Raw genomic sequence first — 18,256 nt, forward strand, 5'->3', positions numbered from 1 at the left:
AGAGGCGAAGACGGCGGTCGGGCAGCTGTATGAACGGACGATCGGGATGATTGAGCAGGCGACGCTCGCCGAGCGGACGATTCAATACGGCAATCGTTACCGCCGCCGCTATCCGTCCGTGCGAAAAAAATTGGAGGAAGCGGAATCGCTGTTCCGGCATTACGAGTACGAAGAAGCGCTGCGCCAAGCGGTGGCGGCTGTGGAGGACGTCGAACCGGGGGCGTTTGACCGGGTGCAGCGCCTCTGGCAGGAGGACAGCGGCCGCGAATCGTAAAGAAAAACCCGATAAATGTCGGTTTCGGCCGATATTTATCGGGTTTTTGGCGAATAATGTAAATGGGCATTTCCGCCTTCTGGAAGGCTGTGGCAGAGGGCTTGATTCCGAACGGGGGCAAACGGCGGGTGGAAACGGTTGATTCGGCCACAGAGGGCGCCGCACGAAGGGCAGGAACGGTCAGCGGCGGGGAGAAACGTGCCATCATCCCGAACCGGTCTTTGGCTGCACGAACGACAAAATGACGCGATCGCGGAACGGCGTCTTCTCATCTCGAGCTTGCCGGAATGTTCGTTCCCATCATGGTTTCCGCTTGCGTCTGCCTGCTTTTGAGGCACCCCGGGGCGCTGGCGCATCCGGGCGGCGACGATGTGTTCCGCTTGCGCCCGTCCGCTTTTGAGCTTGACGGGAAAACGCTCGCCCCGGCGGCGTATGGATGTTTTTCGTTGCCGTTTTCGCCCCGCTTTTATATGATGATAGATGGATCGATGACGAGCGGAGGATGGACATGATGATTTATCTGGATAATAGCGCGACGACCAAGCCGTTTCCGGAAGTGGTCGATGCGTTCGCTACGGTCGCCTCTCACTATTTCGCCAATCCGTCTTCGCTTCACGGACTGGGCATGAAGGCAGAACGGCTGCTTAAGCAGGCGCGTGAACAGATCGCCGCCATGCTCGATGTCAAACCGAGCGAAATCGTGTTTACGTCCGGCGGAACGGAGGCGAACAACTTCGCCATTAAAGGGGTGGCGTGGCAATACCGGCGGCGCGGCCGGCATATCATTACGACCGAAATCGAGCATCCGTCCGTTGCCGAGCCGTGCCGGCAGCTTGAGGAGCTCGGGTTTGAAGTGACCTACTTGCCGGTCGGACCTGATGGACGAGTGTCAGCCGAACAAGTCGCGCGCGCCCTGCGCGATGACACGATCCTCGTGTCGGTCATGCACGTCAACAACGAAGTTGGCGCGGTGCAGCCGATTGAGGAAATTGGAGCCGTGCTCGCTCGCCACCCGAAAACGCTGTTTCATGTCGATCGGGTGCAAGGCATCGGCAAAGTTCCTCTTGATGTGAAACGGTGCGGCATCGATTTGTTTACAGTCTCAGCCCATAAGTTTCATGGGTTGCGCGGCGCCGGCCTTCTTTACGTCCGCGACGGCGTCCGCCTGACGCCGCTGATCGCCGGCGGCGGGCAAGAGCGGCAGCTTCGGTCCGGGACGGAAAACGTCGCCGCCATCGTGGCGATGGCGAAGGCGCTCCGTCTGGCCTTGGAACGGTATGAACGAGACATCGGCCGGCTGCGGGAGTTAAAAGCCGAATGGCTGCAGGCGCTCGCCGCGATTCCAAGCCTTTCGATCAACACGGCGGAGCGCGGTTCGGCGCCCCATATTATCAACTTTTCGCTGCCAAGCGGCATCAAGCCGGAAGTGTTCGTTCATGAGCTCGAAAAAAGCGAGATTTACGTTTCCACAACATCCGCCTGCTCCTCGAAAAGACGGGCGCCGAGCAAAACGCTGCTGGCGATGGGCGTTGGCGAAGGCCGGGCGGAGCGCGGCATCCGCATCAGTTTGTCTTTTGACAACAGACGTGAAGAGATCAAACCGGCTGTCGCGGCGATTCAACAGGCGATCAAAACGTTAAGCGAGGTAACGGGATCACATGGAGATGAAGTATGACCGCATTTTAATCCGTTATGGGGAAATGACGACAAAAGGAAAAAACCGCAACCTTTTCGTGCGGCGGCTTAGACAAAATATCGCCCGCAAGCTGCGGGCGTTTCCGCGCATCGACATTGAATACATGCACGATCGAATGTACATCTTATTAAACGGTGAGCCGCACGAACCGATCATCGCCAAGCTGAAAACGGTGTTTGGCATCCATTCATTCAGCTTAGCCATGAAGTGCGAAAACGAGCTTGAAGCCGTGAAAGAAACGGCGCTCGCCGCCATCCGGCAGCTTCCGTATCGAGGGAAAACGTTTAAAGTAAGCGCCCGCCGCGTCAACAAACAGTTTCCCTATCGGAGCGAAGAGCTCAACCATGAGGTGGGCGCCCATATTTTGCGGCAGACGGACGGGCTGACGGTCAACGTGCGCGAACCGGATATCGATGTGCGCATCGAAGTGCGCCAGGACGGCACGTATGTGACCTGTCATGACATTTTCGGGGCTGGCGGCCTGCCAGTCGGAACGAGCGGCAAGGCGATGCTCATGCTCTCGGGCGGTATTGACAGCCCGGTCGCTGGCTATTTGGCGATGAAGCGGGGGCTGGAGATCGAAGCTGTTCACTTTTTCAGCCCCCCGTTTACAAGCGAGCGGGCCAAGCAAAAAGTCATCGACTTAGTGAAGCAGCTGACCGTTTACGGCGGAAGAATCAAACTTCACATCGTTCCGTTCACCGAAGTGCAACAAGCCATCTATCAAGGAATGCCAAATGAATATTCACTGATCTCCACCCGAAGGGCGATGCTGAAGATTACAGACGCGCTCCGCCGCCGCCATCGGGCGTTGGCGATCGTCACGGGCGAAAGCCTTGGCCAAGTCGCCAGCCAGACGCTGGAAAGCATGTATGTCATTAACGACGTCACGAATACGCCGGTGCTGCGGCCGCTCGTTTCAATGGATAAAATGGAAATCATTGAAATGGCTAAGCAAATCGGCACACATGACATCTCGATTCTTCCTTATGAGGACTGCTGTACCATTTTTACGCCACGGGCGCCAAAAACAAAGCCGAAGAAAAAGAAAGTGCTTCATTACGAGAGCCAGCTCGATCTTGCGCCGCTGCTCGAAAAAGCGGTCAACGACACGGAAACGATCGTCCTCGACGAACAGGACGGGCAAGTTGACGAGTTTGCCGACCTCTTTTGAATCTCAAAATTTACCAAAACCAACGTTGCATACATCCATCTGTTTTCACACACTCTATAGGTGCAAGGAGGTGAAAACAGATGGCACGCAACAACACGAATCAATTGCTTGTTCCAGGCGCGCAGCAAGCGCTTGAGCAAATGAAATATGAAATCGCCCAAGAATTTGGCGTCAACTTAGGCGCTGACACGACATCGCGCGCGAACGGTTCGGTCGGTGGCGAGATTACGAAACGTCTCGTCGCGATGGCGCAACAACAATTGGGCGGTGCACGCCAATTCTAATTTCATCACCATGGCTTGGGCGGCGGGGAGCTTCCCCGCCGTTTCTTTTGTCAAAAAAAATAATTCAAAATAGACTGATTATTTTGTATAATAGAAATTGTCATCCATATAAATGAAACCGGAGAAAGGGGAAAGGGACGAATGAAGAGGGAAGAATTGGTCGCCCCCGAGCGCTACAACTTGACGTCAGAAGTCGAGCGGCACGCGGCTTTTCATCCAACCCGCATCGCGCTAAAATGGGAGAGCGAACAAGGCGAGACAAAAGAGATTACATACGGCCGCCTGATGGCGCGCGCCAACCAAATTGGAAACGTTTTCTTATCGCGTGGACTGCAAAAAGGAGACAAAGTGCTCATCATGGTGCCCCGTCTCATTGAAGCCTATGAAGTGTACTTAGGGGCGCTGAAAGCGGGACTTGTCGTCATCCCGAGCTCGGAGATGCTGCGGACGAAAGATCTGGAATACCGACTCACCCATAGCGAGGCCAAAGCGGTCGTCGCCTACGCACCGTATCTTGACGAGTTTGCGCCGATCGCAGGCATTGACCGCCTCACCAAGTTCGTCATCGGAAACGAGGGACAAGACGGATGGATCTCACTGGAAACCGCCATGGCGAACGAGAGCGAGACGCTTGAGGCGGCGGACACCGGGCGCGATGACATGGCGTTTTTGTCCTACACCTCTGGGACGACTGGCAATCCGAAAGGGGTTGTCCATTGCCACGGCTGGGCGTACGCTCACTTGCGGACAGCGGCCAAAAATTGGCTCTGCATTGAGGAAGGCGACCTTGTTTGGGCGACGGCCGGACCGGGGTGGCAAAAATGGATTTGGAGCCCGTTTTTATCGGTGCTCGGCTCGGGGGCGACCGGGTTCGTCTATTATGGCCGTTTTGAGCCGGAAAAATATTTGCAGCTACTAGAAAAATACAACATCAATGTGCTGTGCTGTACGCCGACGGAGTATCGCTTGATGGCGAAAGTGACGGATATCGGCCGCTACCGTTTGCCGCATCTGCACAGCGCCGTATCGGCCGGCGAGCCGCTCAATCGCGAAGTAATCGATACGTTCGCCAAGCATTTTGGCGTCCACGTGCGCGACGGCTATGGGCAGACGGAAAACACGCTGCTTGTCGGCGTCATGAAGGGGATGGAAATTAAACCGGGATCAATGGGGAAACCAACGCCGGGCAATCTTGTCGAGATCATCGACGAAAACGGCGAACCGTGCCCTGTGGGCGTCGTCGGGGATATCGCCGTCCATGTCGACACGCCGGCGCTGTTTAAGTATTACTACAAAGACCCGGAGCGGACGGCGATACAGTTCCGCGGCGACTATTACATCACCGGCGACAAAGCGCGCAAAGACGAGGATGGCTACTTCTGGTTTGAAGGCCGCGGCGATGACATCATCGTCAGCTCCGGCTATACGATCGGCCCGTTTGAAGTTGAAGACGCGCTCGTCAAGCATCCGGCGGTGAAAGAATGCGCTGTCGTCGCCAGCCCGGATGAAGTGCGCGGCCATGTCGTCAAAGCGTTCGTCGTTCTCCGCGATGGGGTCGACAAAAACGATCCATCGCTCATTCCGGCGTTGCAGGAGCATGTCAAACAATTGACCGCTCCGTACAAATACCCGCGCAAAATCGAGTTCGTCGATGACTTGCCGAAAACGGCGTCTGGGAAAATTCGCCGCGTCGAGCTGCGCGAGCGGGAAGCGCGCTTGGCCGGCCGGTCATCGTAAGCGCGGGATATGGAAACGCGAGGGCAATGAAAGGCCGCAAAACAGCCCGCCTCCTTAACATGAACCCGCCTGAAGGCCACCCGTTTCGGGAGGGGGCGAGCCGTTCATAAAACGAAAGAGGGTGTCCCGAAAGGATCGGGATCCCTTCTTTCGTTGCTATCTATACGTGCTGACTGCTTCTGCCGCACGATCGGTTGTGCCGATCTTGAAGGCAGACCGCCTTTTGGGTCAGCCCCTCTTCCATCCATACGCACCAAATATTCCCACACACCTTGTCGTCTCGTGAAGAACGGCGGCCTTGCGCGCCGTTTATAAAAAGACGCGTTTCACCTTATCCCAGAACGAATTGTCTTTCAGCCGCACCGTTTTGACGACCCGATCGCTCAGGCGGATGTCGATTCGTTCGATATGCTGGATGCTGAGCGCCTCGTTGTCGAGGCCGATGATCGGAAAATGGCTTGCTTCTTCCGACATTTTTAGCGTCAGCTTCCGCGCTCCGCTTAAAATGAACGGCGAGCCGAGCGTTCGGTAACGGTTGTTGTTAAGGGAAGCGAGCTCGCTCACTTGGAAGCACGGCAAAAGCGGATCGACGACCGCCCCGTGCACCGATTTATTGTAGCCGGTGCTGCCGGTCGGCGTGGAGACGATCAAGCCGTCGCCGCGGAACGTTTCAAAATGAAGGTCGTCAATAAAGACATCGACCGCCATCGTTTTTATGATTTGCGAGCGAATCGAGCATTCGTTTAAACAAAAGAACGAGGTCGTGCCATCGATCGTCACTTCAATGATCGGATAACGCCGCACTTCAAGTCGCCAATTTTTGGCCGCTTCCACCATATGATCGATATCGTTGATATGGAAATCGCAGTAGAATCCGCGCGTCGGCAGCACGGACACACCGACATACAGACTGTCGGGACGGAACCCGGTTTGTCGGACCGCTTGTAAAAATGCCCCATCATCGCCGATGCTGACGATAATATTCGCCTCGCGAAAGTCATCGACCACGACGAACGGCCCGCGTTTCGTTCTTTCGATGAGCGGTTTTACTCGTTCAACAAGACCGTCATCATAATTGTAAAAAAAGTAGAGGTGATTGCGTTCTGTGTTCATTTTTTGACCTCCTACTAGCATTCTTGTATAATCCAATGTACAATATCTATCGTACCATATTTTCCATCAGTTCTAAAAACAGGAGAACTACGACGGGAGGAAGACGAATGAATCGGAAACGATGGGTGGCATTGGCCATCGCTGCAGTTCTGTTCATCATTTCAGTGTTGGTGCAAGCGGTCAGTGCGTTGTTATCCGACAAGGCAGGTGGATGGTCTGAAAAATGGATGGCGCTCATGGATTCGCCATTCAGTGAGGAAGTCATTGCTGATGGCAATCCAACCAAAAAAATTGCCGTACTAGAAGTTGATGGTGTCATCCAAGACAGCGGTGAAGGAGGGACGGTGCTGTCGTCCTCTTCCTACAATCATCAGGCATTTTTACAGATGATCCAGCAAGCACAGGAAGACCATGATGTCAAGGCAATCATTCTACATATCAATTCGCCGGGGGGCGGCGTCATGGAAAGTGCCGAAATTCATGATCAGCTCTTGAAGCTGAAAAAGAAAACGAACAAGCCGATTTACGTGTCGATGGGGGCGATGGCCGCTTCCGGCGGCTACTACATCGCGACCGCCGGGGATAAAATTTTCGCCAGTCCAGAGACGATCACTGGTTCGATTGGTGTCATCATGCAAAGCGTTAATTATGAAAAGCTGGCGAAAAAGTACGGGGTAGAATGGGTGACGATCAAAAGCGGCCCATATAAAGATATTATGAATCCTGCTCGCCCTATGACAGAAGCGGAGCGTACCTTGCTGCAACGGCTCATCAACAACTCCTATGAACAGTTTGTCAATGTGGTTGCCAGTGGGCGAAAGATGCCAAAAGATGTGGTCCGCAGACTGGCCGACGGTCGCATTTATGACGGTCGCCAAGCGAAATCGCTTCGTTTGATTGATGAGTTTGGCTATCTCGATGATGTGATCGAGGCGCTAAAGAAAGAACACCATCTCAAAGGAGCGCAAGTGGTCAAATATGTGTCCGATAAGCCGTGGAGCTCACTGTTGCGTGCTGCCACCACCCAGCTAAAGCCAACCGACGAGACGGTGTTGTTCATTCGCCAGTTGGCGCATCCGTCATCGCCGCGTCTGATGTATTTGTATGCTGAGTAAAGGAGGAACCCATCATGACAGAGAGAGAAGCAGCGGCGTTGCTAGGAGAAGTTGTTCCGCCGACGGTGTGCTCTGTATATTACGGTGGATTTTGGCTCCGTTTCTGGGCTTATTGTCTGGATATCATCGTAGTCGCAAGCATCAATCGCCTGATTGTATGGCCTTTGTTCCGTCTGTTTGACTGGCCGCTTGAGCAGGATGGGATGTTTGCACCGGCCACGATCGCCGCAGCGATCGTGTTTTATGCGTACTTTGTGCTCATGACGAAAGCGTTCGGCCAAACGCTTGGCAAAATGGTGTTCGGCTTAAAAGTGGTTGACGAACGGGGCGGGCGGCTCACATGGCTGACGGTGCTGTTCCGCGAAGTCGTCGGCAAGTTTATTTCCAAAACGCTGTTGTTTGTCGGTTTTCTGTTCGTGGCGTTTTCCGAAAAGAAAAAAGGCATGCACGATCAATTCGCCGATACGATCGTCATTCGCGAGTAGTCCCCGGCAAAGGGCACCGGTCACTTCACCATCATCATCGACCTGCCGAAACGGCAGGTTTATTTTTTTTTCCATATGGTGACAATGTATGGAGAAAGGAAGTGCGGACCGTTGAAAACAGGAATGGTAGTGATCATCATCGTTGGTTTTTTTCTGTTGCTGCTCGCCTCGATGAAAGTGTCGGTGGCCATCGCTTTCCGCCACGTACGGAATGATGAAGAATGCAAAATCGTAGTGCGCACGCTGTTTGGCCTTTTCCGTTATACGATCCGCATTCCGCTCCTCAAACCGGAATGGGACGGAAAAACGCCGCAGGTGGCGTTTGTCCAAAAGCAAGGTGTCGGCGGAACGAGGGACAAGGAGGAAAAAAAGGGGAAGTTGACCCCGGCGAAAGTGGCCCGCTTCATCCGGCAAGTAAAACGGTTTTTGCGGCAAGTTGTCGATTTGCACGAAATTATGAAACAATTTTATCGCCATGTAACGGTGACGCAATGGGAGTGGAAAACGAGAATCGGCACGGGCGACGCGGCGTCAACCGGCTTGCTTGTGGGGCTTGGCTGGTCATTGAAATACATGATCATCGGCGCGGTGAGCCGCTACATGAACATGAAAACCGTCCCGGTTGTTGCCGTTGTGCCCGCGTATGACCAAGCCGTGTCAGAAACGGCGTTTGCATGTATGATTCATTTTCGAATCGGGCATGCTATGGTAGCAGGATGGCGAGTGATTAAGCATTGGCGCGGGCGGCGGCCGGCGAAATGGTCGACCGCACGGCAGGTAAACGAAGGCTACTAGGAGGAATGAACATGACGAACCATCCGATTCAAGGGCTGATGACGACGGCGATGGAAAATTTAAAACAAATGATCGACGTCAACACGATTATCGGCGACCCGGTCGAAACGCCGGACGGCAGCGTGATTTTGACCGTGTCGAAAGTCGGGTTTGGCTTTGCCGCCGGCGGCAGCGAGTTTATGGTTGACGGCCAACAACATGGCCAGCAAGGAACACAAGCGGGCGGAAACGGACAGGCACAAGGGAACGGACATCCGTTTGGCGGCGGCAGCGGCGGCGGCGTGTCGATTACGCCGATTGCGTTTCTCGTCGTCAACTCGTCCGGGGTGAAGCTGCTTCATCTGGACGAAAGCACGCACTTATATGAAAAAATTCTCGATGTCGCTCCGCAGGCGCTTGAAAAAATTCAGGCGATGCTGAAGAAAAACAAGAAAGATGGCGGCGCCCGCGAACAGACGAACGACTTTGACATTTAGCCGGACCGCTGGCGTCCGGCGTTTTTTTTGTTTGGCAACCGTATCGGACAAAATCGTTGAAAAATTCCGTGTTGCGCTTTAGTATGGAAGTAGTACATATTTTTTCTAAAGGGGGAGAGAACCCATGGCTCAGGTGACGTTTAAAGGGCAGCCGGTGACGCTTGTCGGCAACGAAGTGAAAGTCGGCGACAAAGCGCCGGATTTCACCGTGCTTGATCAAAACTTGCAGGAAGTGACGCTCGCCGACACGAAAGGGCATATCCGGCTGATCAGCGTCGTTCCGTCGCTCGATACCGGGGTTTGCGACGCGCAGACGCGCCGATTCAATGAGGAAGCGGCGAAGCTGGACAATGTGAAAGTGTTGACGATCAGCGTCGATTTGCCGTTTGCGCAAAAGCGGTGGTGCGGCGCCGCCGGCATTGAGAACGTGCAAGTGTTGTCCGACCATCGCGATGTCTCGTTCGGACAGGCCTACGGCGTCTTGATCAAGGAGCTGCGCCTGCTTGCCCGCGCCGTGTTTGTCATCGACAGCAACGACACGGTGACGTATGTCGAATACGTGCCGGAAGTGACGAACCATCCGAACTACGAAGCGGCGATTGAAGCGGCAAAAGCGGCGAAATAACGATGAGCGGCGGACATCCGCCCCCATAGGATGCCCGACCATAGGGGCCCCGACTCGTTCGGGGCCTTTTCACGTTTTCGATTGGCCCCTTTCTTGCGGTGTGAGGCGGACGGGCGTACAATATACAGAAGGGACGTTGGTAGAAAGGTGGGGACGGATAGATGATGACGCCAGTTGAACGGTTGTTCACGGTCGTTGACGAGACGGCCCGGATTTTGCAAGAAGAATTGCAATGCACGTATTTGGAAGCTGTTGCCGAGACGGGAGAAAATTTGTTTCATGGCGACGTGTTGCAAGACGAAGTGAGCGAGCTGAACGCGAAACGGTTGAAAAAGCAGTATCGCGAACTGCTGCTGGAACGGTTTCAAAACGAAGACATCCGCAAAGCGTTCCAGCTCGCGGTGCTAAAAGGGATGCGAACGCATGTCCAGCCGCATCATCAAATGACCCCGGATGCGGTCAGCTTGTTTTTGGCCTATTTAGTCCGCGAGTTTACGCGCTCGCATTTGGCGGTGACGATTCTCGACCCAGCCGTCGGCACGGCGAATTTATTGACGGCGGTGTTAAACGGCCTGCGGGGCAAACAGGCGGCCAGCTACGGCAGCGATGTCGACGACCTGCTCATCAAATTGGCCTATGTCAACGCCAACTTGCAAAAGCATGCGGTGCAACTGTTTAACCAAGACAGTCTCAGGCCGCTGTTTGTCGAGCCGGTCGATGTTGTCGTCTGCGATCTGCCGGTCGGCTATTACCCGGATGACGACAATGCCGCCCGCTTCGCCTTAAAAGCAACCGAAGGAAAGTCGTACGCCCACCATTTGTTCATCGAGCAAAGCTTGCGCTATACGAAAGAGGGGGGCTACTTGTTTTTCCTCATCCCGAATACGTTGTTTTCAAGCCCGCAGGCGGGGCAGCTGAACGAATTTTTAAAAGAGGCAGCCATCGTTCAAGGCGTCTTGCAGCTGCCGCTGTCGATGTTTAAAAACGATCAGGCGGCCAAAAGCGTGTTGATTTTGCAAAAGAAAGGGCCAAACGTCAAAAAGCCCAAACACGTGCTGCTTGTTGATTTGCCTAGATTTTCCAATAAATCAGCGATGCAGGCGATGATGGCCAAAATCGACGCCTGGATCACTGCGGAAAAAGGACAGTGACAAGAGGGTGTCCCCAATGGCGATGGGACACCTTTTTTGATCACCGGCCCGCCAAGCCTCTCCGCCAAACGGGAAGTTGCCTCTTCCTCCCTCTTGCGCTCACGCCTAGGAGACCGGTGATTTAAGCGGGCAAGCCGCTTATCAAGCCCGTTTTTCAAATAGAAAAGCCTCATCGCATCAGGATCACCTTTCAAACGATCCCCCCATTGCTCAAAAGAAACAACCGTTTTTCACCAGCCTTCTAGAGGAGGGGCTTCTCGATGATCAAGGCTTGCTCTTGCCCCTCCCTTTGTAATCAGCATCGTTTTCATTTTTCGCAACATAAAAACTTTTTCTTGCAACCGGTTGCGAACCAAAACTGCGCTTGAAACGGGGAAACGGGGTGCATACAATGAAAAAGGCATAGTGAAACGGACGCGCATCGCGCACACTAATGGCAAGCGCGAGCGGATTTTTGTCAAAAAGGAGCGGGATACGTCTATGGCGAAAGTGCTAGCCATTAATGCAGGAAGTTCCTCGTTGAAGTTTCAGCTGTTTGAGATGCCGGCGGAAACGGTGCTGACCAAAGGGGTGGTCGAACGGATCGGTTTTGACGACGCGATTTTTACCATCGTCGTAAACGGCGAAAAGCATCAAGAAGTGACGGCGATTCCGGACCATGCCGCGGCGGTGAAAATGCTGCTGGATAAACTCATTCGCTACGGCATCATCCGTTCGTTTGCCGAGATCGATGGCATCGGGCACCGCGTCGTCCACGGCGGCGAAAAGTTCAGCGATTCGGTGCTGATTACCGATGAAGTGATCCGGCAAATCGAAGAGGTGTCCGAGCTCGCTCCCCTTCATAATCCGGCCAACCTCGTCGGCATTCGGGCGTTTCAGGAAGTGCTGCCGGACGTGCCGGCGGTGGCGGTATTTGATACGGCGTTTCACCAAACGATGCCGGAACAATCGTTTTTATACAGCTTGCCGTACGAGTATTACACGAAATATGGGATTCGCAAATACGGATTCCACGGCACGTCGCACAAATACGTCACCCAGCGAGCGGCGGAGCTTCTCGGCCGACCGATCGAACAGCTGCGCCTCATCTCGTGCCATTTAGGCAACGGAGCGAGCATCGCGGCGGTGGAGGGCGGCAAGTCGATCGACACGTCCATGGGCTTCACCCCATTAGCCGGCGTGGCGATGGGGACGCGCTCCGGCAACATCGACCCGGCGCTCATCCCGTACATTATGGAAAAAACGGGAATGACCGCCGATGAAGTGATTGACGTGCTGAACAAAAAGAGCGGCATGCTCGGTATATCCGGCATCTCGAGCGATTTGCGCGACTTGGAAAAAGCGGCCGCCGAAGGCAATGCGCGCGCGGAACTCGCGCTTGAAGTGTTTGCGAACCGGATTCATAAATACATCGGCTCGTATGCGGCGCGCATGTGCGGGGTCGATGCCATCATCTTCACCGCCGGCATCGGCGAAAACAGCGACGTCGTGCGGGCGAAAGTCTTGCGCGGCCTCGAGTTCATGGGAGTGTACTGGGATCCGATCCTCAACAAAGTGCGCGGCAAGGAAGCGTTCATCAGCTATCCGCACTCGCCGGTCAAAGTGCTCGTCATTCCGACGAACGAAGAGGTGATGATCGCCCGCGATGTGATGCGGCTGGCGCATTTGTAAACAAAGTGCCAAGGAGTTTCATAAATCAACAAACAAAAGGCTGTTCACAAAAGATCGTATTTTGACCTTTTGGAACAGCCTTTTCATTATTGAGCAAGCCGAACAGAAAACATGTGAAAAAGGAACAGCCGCTAGGTTGGCAAAGCAAATCCTTTTTCTAAATATCCCAATGCTTCGTCGATTACCTTCATATAGTCCGTTTCATGATGCTGGACACAATAAAATTGCATTGATAATACTGCTCCCATTAATGCTCCAGTAAGAGTGAGCACAAAAATGTCATCATGCTTGCGGCTCATACGTTCGGCTAACAGTCGAGAAATCATTTCCGCGGTTGCGGTGACTTGATGAAATGCCGCTGCCCGCAGTTCCCGCACTGTCAAAGCAAGTTCGATGCGCTCGCGAATGGCAGAACGCTCAGCTTCAGACAGACTGTTAAACACTTCTTTCAGCGCCAGACGAAACGCTTGAATCGGATGAAGGTGATGTGGTTGTTTCCGGAATGCATCTATGATCAGCGGATCATAATCGTCATCTAACACAACCGATTCTTTTGTTGGAAAATAACGAAAAAAGGTGCTGGGCGAGATTTCGGCCGCATTCGCGATTTGCTCGACTGTTGTTGCATGGTAGCCTTGCTCGCGAAAGAGGCGCAAGGCGCTTTGTTGAATGAGTGCTCTAGTCTTCGCTTTTTTTCGCTCTCTTAGCCCTGATTGAGATTGCTCCTGTGAAGACATCATTTCACCTCCGCCCCATAGATTGTCTGAGGAAAATAAGAGATATTGTCTTTATCTATAGTGTACAGCTTTTTCATCAGGGGCACAAATCCGTCATTTAATGGACTGACATTCTTTGTTTTGATTTGCTAGAGAATTGGTTAGGCAAAAAGGCGAATGACAAAATTGCGCCCAATATCGCGATTCCGCAACACGTCCATAGCATGGCCTCCATTCCATGAACAAAAGCTTTGCGCACAGAAGAGAGTAGTTGCATCGATTGGATTTGATGTGCTGCTTCCACCCCTGTTGATACGCTTTGTTTTACTATAGGTTTAAGCTGACTCGGCAACTGGATTGCTTCTATACGACTGCGATACTGTGAATTTACAATCGTGCCTAAAACGGCTACTCCAATCGACCCTCCGGCTTGCCGCAATGCCATAATGAGTGCTGAACCAACCCCGCTTCGTTCCGCCGACAGTTCTCCTAAAGCTGCATCCATGGCAGTGGGAAGCGCTAATCCTAAGCCGATCCCCACTATCGTGATCCAAAGAGCGATAAATTTGTATGGATGGTCGATCTGCGTCGTTCCGCCGATGCCTAACCCGATGGCAAGAAAGACAAAACCGATGAAGGCGTTGCTTTTGGGTCCAATTTTTTCCAAGAGGAAATCGGCCGACTTGGCTCCGACGATCAGCCCTCCAATGAGAGGGAGCAAACGCAAACCTGTTTCCAGTGTATCGTTGCCTTCTACTGATTGAAAATATTGGGGCAACGTGAATAAGAGACCGAACAGCGCATATGTGGCCAATGTGGCTAATATCGCCCCGAAAGTAAAGCTGCGGGAGCGAAAAAGGGACAGATCAACAAGTGGATGTTTGACCTTTTTCTCCAATATGGCAAACACAGACAGCATGAAGCATCCAATGGCCAGAAAGAGAATGACTTCATTATGGCTCCATCCTTTTTCTCCAGCTTTAATGGCTCCATACGTGATCGATACAAGACCGGCGCTTGATGTCAAGACTCCGAGCCAGTCGAGTTTAGAATGATGAGGGCTGCGCGACTCCGGCATGAGCCAAGAGACCGCTGCAAGCGCGACAACAACAAAGGGAAGATTCAATAAGAAGACCGATCCCCATTGGTAATGTTCAAGCAACCATCCACCGACAATGGGCCCAAGTGGAATCCCCAACATATTCGCTGTCGCCCAAATCATCATTGCCTTCGTGCGCTCCCGTTCGGAAAACAGCACCGGAAGAATGGAGATCGATAATGGGATCAGAAAAGCGGCTCCTAATCCAAGAAACGTCCTCATCCAGATCAATATTTCCGGAGAATTGGAATAAGCGCAGCCTATAGAAGCCAATCCAAATAAACATAAGGCAAATAACAGCAGCCTTTTCCGACCGAAACGGTCACCTAGCATGCCGGCTGGAAGAAGGAAGGCGGCCATGGCCAAATTGTACGAATCTACAAACCATTGAAGATCGCTTGTTGACGCATGGAGTTCTGTGGCTAAAGTTGGCAACGCTACATTCAAAATCGTAATATCTAGCCCTACTGCAATCAAACCTAGTGATAATGAACCAAGAATCCACCATCTTTTCATGTTGGTGTTTTGCATGTATAATCCCTCTCTTTCTTTAATGATATTATATTTCATTTGAAATTTTATATAAAATGAATGTGAATGTCAATTTATATTTTATATCTTTTTTGGAGGTAGAATTCAGTGCCTCCCATGGAAGTCAGGCCACCATTGAAAACAATCAAGAAAACTAGCCTTGGAGCTGGTCGAAGCTCGAAAGGAGAGGAGAAAAGAACCAACATGGTTGCAGCATACTTTAGGAGGCTGGTGATTTAAGGGAGCAAGCCGCTGATCAAGCCCGTTTCTCAAACAGATAAGCCTTGTCGCGTCAAGAGCGCCTTTCAAACGTTCCCCCATTGCTCAAGAGAAACAACCGTTTTTCACCGCCCTCTTAGATCTGCCTTCATTGTTTTGCCTAAGAACCGAAAGTATGGCGCAACCATAATCCGAACCTAGCCAAGCTCGCCGAATTGTGTGGCAACGGTTAGCAGGATGAATGATGTGAGGGATATTTCATATGTGCAGCAACATCGATTTTTCGCTTCTGGAGAGAGGGGGGGCGGCGGCTATCCCGGTATCTTGGCTGGTTTGTTTCCCCCTCAAAATTCGGAATGGTGCATCGTTTTGTTTTGATTTATGGTGGAAGGGGAGAAAGGTATGGAAGGAGGGCATGAACGTGCCTATTTTTCGTGATGATGTCCATTTTTATCAGGTTATCGGTGAATTCATGAATATTGCGACTCGTGAACGAACATGGGAAGAGCTGCGCGCATGGTGGGGCCATCATCCCGCCTATTATGAACAAGGGAACGAATTGGAGCAAATCAACCGCATCGGCGAGCAAATCCGCCGTTCCCGCGCCGCGTTCGTCTTTTACTTGACCGATCCGGAAGCGGTCATCAGCATCGATGCGAGGCGGCCAACGCCCGGCGAACATTACAAAGTGCTGTTCGGACGGGAGCTCGATCAGCCTGACGTCGCCATTGTAACAACCGGGGATGTCGCCCATCAATTTTGGGGTGGCAATATTAGCGTCCCGTTAGCCCTCATAACGGGAAAAATGAGAGTCAAAGGGTCGAAAGCGAAGGCGCTCCAGCTGCTGCCGCGCATCGTGCCGGCGTTTCCGCTTTACCGGCGCTACTTGGAGCTCATCGATGAGCCGGCGCTTCTGCGGGCGCTGCAAACGTAAAAATATCGGGAAACGCCAAGGGCGAGAAGGGAAAGTCCCGACAAAGTTCGGGATAGGACGGCGGTGGGAAAGGCGATATAGTAAAAGTGCGGAAATAAATTTCAGATAGTTCAAAATTTTAGGGAGGATATGAAGATGACAGCCGTAAAAGACATTTTTCAGCTGATTGATTCGCAGTTGAAGGAAGACCCGTCCCGTGCTGATGGGATTGTCGCCGTGTACCAATTCAATTTGAGCGGAGCCGATCCGGGGGTGTATCAAGTCGTCCTGCGCCCGGATGCCGGATTTGTCGTTGAAGGAGAACAGGAGACGGCCGATTGCACGCTCAGCATGGACAGCGACGATTTCAAAAAAATGGTCGACGGCGAGCTCAACGGAACGGAAGCGTTCATGAGCGGGCGGCTTCGCATCGATGGGGATATGGGGTTGGCGCTGCGGCTGCAGGAAGTGTTGGCTGCCTACAACAGCGCCAACCAATGAGCAAAGCGGGATGTTCCGAGAGCGATGACAGCATGGAGCAACAGGCAAACAAAGACGGCGGGCTTGCCCTTTTTCATCAGCCCGCCCATTTTGGCTAAAAGGAGACGAGGGCATGGATTTGCGCACGATTTGGACAAAAAACATCGAGCAGTTCGGTCCTTACGCGGCGTTGATATTTGAAGGAAAAGAGTACACGAACGTCGAGTGCGACGCCCGTTCGTCCCAATTGGCTCACACGTTGATCGAGCTAGGGGTCAGGCCGGGCGACCGCGTTGTCGTGACGATGCCGAACAGCCCGGAAGTCGTGATCGCCTTCAGCGGTGTCGTGAAGGCCGGTGCGGTCGTTGTGCCGGTGTTGCCGCTATTGCAGGTGCAGGAACTCCATTACATTTTTCAAGATTGCGAACCGAAAGTCGTGCTGACAGCGGAAATGTTGCTCGGGAAAGTGAGAGAAGCGGCGCGCGATTTGCTGCGCTCACCGTCCGTGTTGACGCTCGAGCCTTCTAACTCGCCTCACTCGCTGTGGGCGAGGATCAAGCAGGCTCCGGCCACTCTGCCGGAGGTGGAAATCACGGACAACGACGCGGCCGCCTTGCTTTATACATCAGGAACAACTGGCCAGCCGAAGGGGGTCGTGCTGACGCACCGCAACTTGTACGCCAATGCCGAAGCGGCGGCCGAAATGGCCAAGCTGCTGCAAACGAAGAGCGATCGTGTCGGCCTCGGGGTGTTGCCGATTTCTCATGCGTTTGGTTTTACGATGATGAATGTGGCGCTGCTGCTTGGTGACCGTGTCGTTCTTCTGCCGTATTTCGAGCCGAAAAAAGTGCTTGCAGCCATCGAAATGTACCGGGTCACGCACACCGCGATGGTGCCGGCCATGTTTCACGCCTTATGTCATGTTCCTGAGGCCGATCGGTATGACACCTCCAGCCTAGTGGCCTGCGTGTCCGGCTCCGCCTCGCTGCCGCCGGCGCTTGCCGAACGGTTTCAGCGCCAGTTTGGCTGCTTGATTTTGGAAGGCTACGGCCTGTCAGAAGCGGCGCCCATCGTTACAGCAACCGATCCGACGAAACCGATCAAGCCCGGATCGGTCGGGCTGCCGCTGCCGGGGGTGAAGGTCGCCGTTGTCGATGAACAAGGAAATCCTCTGCCGCCCAATGAGGTGGGGGAGCTGATTGTTTCTGGGCCGAACGTGTTTTGCGGCTACTATGGAAAAGACGAAGAAACGCGTCGAGCGCTGCGCGACGGTTGGCTGTACACCGGGGATATGGCGCGCATCGATGAAGACGGGTACGTGTTTATCGTCGACCGGAAAAAAGATGTCATCATCCGCGGCGGATTCAACATTTACCCGCGCGATCTTGAAGAGCTGCTCATGTCGCATCCTGATGTGCTGGAAGCGGGCGTTGTCGGCGTTCCGTCGCCGAGGATGGGAGAAGAAGTCGCCGCTTACGTCGTCATCCGCCGCGGGGCGAGCGTGACGGAAGAGGAACTCATTCGCTTTTGCCAAGAGAAAGTGGCGAAATACAAAAGCCCGCGCTTTTTGAAGATCGTCGGTTATTTGCCAAAAAATTTGCTCGGGAAAACGGACAAGAAAACGTTGCGCGAGTGGGCGAACGAGTTCGTTCCCGCCGCTGTGGACGGGAATGAATAAGCGGAACGCGCCCCGTTGTGATTG

Annotated in this window: 19 protein-coding genes; 16 read left to right on the forward strand and 3 right to left on the reverse strand. The window is 53.3% G+C overall.

Going from position 1 to position 18,256, the window contains the following annotated elements:
• From B4113_RS20505 to mbcS, 6 genes are all read left to right on the forward strand, one after another.
• Window positions 1-274 (forward strand): septation ring formation regulator EzrA (locus B4113_RS20505; RefSeq protein ID WP_304439357.1); only part of this gene is annotated, 274 nt, incomplete at its 5' end.
• Window positions 275-561: 287 nt separating this feature from the next.
• Window positions 562-786, forward strand: a complete 225-nt coding sequence (locus B4113_RS09060) for a hypothetical protein (RefSeq protein WP_061912411.1) — start codon at window positions 562-564, stop codon at window positions 784-786.
• On the forward strand, window positions 786-1,949 hold the full coding sequence (locus B4113_RS09065) for a cysteine desulfurase family protein (protein ID WP_061912460.1): 1,164 nt from the start codon (window positions 786-788) through the stop codon (window positions 1,947-1,949). Before B4113_RS09060 ends, B4113_RS09065 begins: the two co-directional genes overlap by 1 nt.
• Window positions 1,939-3,144: a tRNA uracil 4-sulfurtransferase ThiI gene (gene thiI, locus B4113_RS09070; protein ID WP_033021988.1), complete on the forward strand. Its 1,206-nt coding sequence runs from the start codon at window positions 1,939-1,941 to the stop codon at window positions 3,142-3,144. The genes B4113_RS09065 and thiI overlap by 11 nt, the downstream gene beginning before the upstream one ends.
• 80 nt (window positions 3,145-3,224) lie before the next feature.
• Window positions 3,225-3,428: an alpha/beta-type small acid-soluble spore protein gene (locus B4113_RS09075; RefSeq protein ID WP_025949520.1), complete on the forward strand. Its 204-nt coding sequence runs from the start codon at window positions 3,225-3,227 to the stop codon at window positions 3,426-3,428.
• A 141-nt stretch (window positions 3,429-3,569) separates the two neighbouring features.
• Window positions 3,570-5,165: an acyl-CoA synthetase MbcS gene (gene mbcS / locus B4113_RS09080; protein ID WP_033023431.1), complete on the forward strand. Its 1,596-nt coding sequence runs from the start codon at window positions 3,570-3,572 to the stop codon at window positions 5,163-5,165.
• Window positions 5,166-5,474: 309 nt separating this feature from the next.
• On the opposite strand, the gene B4113_RS09085 is transcribed toward mbcS, so the two are convergent.
• The gene (locus B4113_RS09085; RefSeq protein WP_033023433.1) at window positions 5,475-6,278 is read right to left on the reverse strand and encodes an NAD kinase; all 804 of its coding nucleotides are present in this window, start codon (window positions 6,276-6,278) and stop codon (window positions 5,475-5,477) included.
• A 107-nt stretch (window positions 6,279-6,385) separates the two neighbouring features.
• On the opposite strand from B4113_RS09085, the gene sppA reads away from it, so the two are divergent.
• From sppA to B4113_RS09120, 7 genes are all read left to right on the forward strand, one after another.
• The gene (gene sppA, locus B4113_RS09090) at window positions 6,386-7,393 is read left to right on the forward strand and encodes a signal peptide peptidase SppA (RefSeq protein ID WP_033023438.1); all 1,008 of its coding nucleotides are present in this window, start codon (window positions 6,386-6,388) and stop codon (window positions 7,391-7,393) included.
• 14 nt (window positions 7,394-7,407) lie between these two features.
• Window positions 7,408-7,878: an RDD family protein gene (locus B4113_RS09095; RefSeq protein ID WP_033023439.1), complete on the forward strand. Its 471-nt coding sequence runs from the start codon at window positions 7,408-7,410 to the stop codon at window positions 7,876-7,878.
• Window positions 7,879-7,989: 111 nt separating this feature from the next.
• Window positions 7,990-8,673 (forward strand): DUF2953 domain-containing protein, encoded by a 684-nt coding sequence (locus tag B4113_RS09100; RefSeq protein ID WP_033023441.1) that lies wholly within the window; start codon window positions 7,990-7,992, stop codon window positions 8,671-8,673.
• 11 nt (window positions 8,674-8,684) lie between these two features.
• Window positions 8,685-9,149: a GerW family sporulation protein gene (gene ytfJ, locus B4113_RS09105; protein WP_033023443.1), complete on the forward strand. Its 465-nt coding sequence runs from the start codon at window positions 8,685-8,687 to the stop codon at window positions 9,147-9,149.
• 124 nt (window positions 9,150-9,273) lie between these two features.
• On the forward strand, window positions 9,274-9,774 hold the full coding sequence (gene tpx / locus B4113_RS09110; protein ID WP_033844346.1) for a thiol peroxidase: 501 nt from the start codon (window positions 9,274-9,276) through the stop codon (window positions 9,772-9,774).
• Window positions 9,775-9,935: 161 nt separating this feature from the next.
• The gene (locus B4113_RS09115; protein WP_033844345.1) at window positions 9,936-10,925 is read left to right on the forward strand and encodes a class I SAM-dependent methyltransferase; all 990 of its coding nucleotides are present in this window, start codon (window positions 9,936-9,938) and stop codon (window positions 10,923-10,925) included.
• 480 nt (window positions 10,926-11,405) lie between these two features.
• Window positions 11,406-12,596: an acetate kinase gene (locus tag B4113_RS09120; RefSeq protein WP_033023484.1), complete on the forward strand. Its 1,191-nt coding sequence runs from the start codon at window positions 11,406-11,408 to the stop codon at window positions 12,594-12,596.
• A gap of 131 nt (window positions 12,597-12,727) precedes the next feature.
• On the opposite strand, the gene B4113_RS09125 is transcribed toward B4113_RS09120, so the two are convergent.
• Complete coding sequence (locus tag B4113_RS09125) at window positions 12,728-13,333, reverse strand: TetR family transcriptional regulator (RefSeq protein ID WP_033023486.1); 606 nt, start codon at window positions 13,331-13,333, stop codon at window positions 12,728-12,730.
• Between the two features lie 97 nt (window positions 13,334-13,430).
• Window positions 13,431-14,942 (reverse strand): DHA2 family efflux MFS transporter permease subunit, encoded by a 1,512-nt coding sequence (locus tag B4113_RS09130; RefSeq protein WP_033023452.1) that lies wholly within the window; start codon window positions 14,940-14,942, stop codon window positions 13,431-13,433.
• Window positions 14,943-15,576: 634 nt separating this feature from the next.
• Between B4113_RS09130 and B4113_RS09135 the strand changes: the two genes are divergently transcribed.
• The 3 genes from B4113_RS09135 (at window position 15,577) to B4113_RS09145 (ending at window position 18,232) form a co-directional block, all read left to right on the forward strand.
• Window positions 15,577-16,095, forward strand: coding sequence for a hypothetical protein (locus tag B4113_RS09135; RefSeq protein WP_369802245.1), 519 nt, complete (start codon window positions 15,577-15,579; stop codon window positions 16,093-16,095).
• Window positions 16,096-16,230: 135 nt separating this feature from the next.
• Window positions 16,231-16,575: an SCP2 sterol-binding domain-containing protein gene (locus tag B4113_RS09140; protein ID WP_033844344.1), complete on the forward strand. Its 345-nt coding sequence runs from the start codon at window positions 16,231-16,233 to the stop codon at window positions 16,573-16,575.
• Between the two features lie 112 nt (window positions 16,576-16,687).
• Window positions 16,688-18,232: a long-chain-fatty-acid--CoA ligase gene (locus tag B4113_RS09145; protein WP_033844343.1), complete on the forward strand. Its 1,545-nt coding sequence runs from the start codon at window positions 16,688-16,690 to the stop codon at window positions 18,230-18,232.
• The last annotated feature ends 24 nt before the right edge of the window (window positions 18,233-18,256 follow it).

The sequence above is a fragment of the Geobacillus sp. B4113_201601 genome, from assembly GCF_001587475.1.
GTDB lineage: Bacteria > Bacillota > Bacilli > Bacillales > Anoxybacillaceae > Geobacillus > Geobacillus icigianus.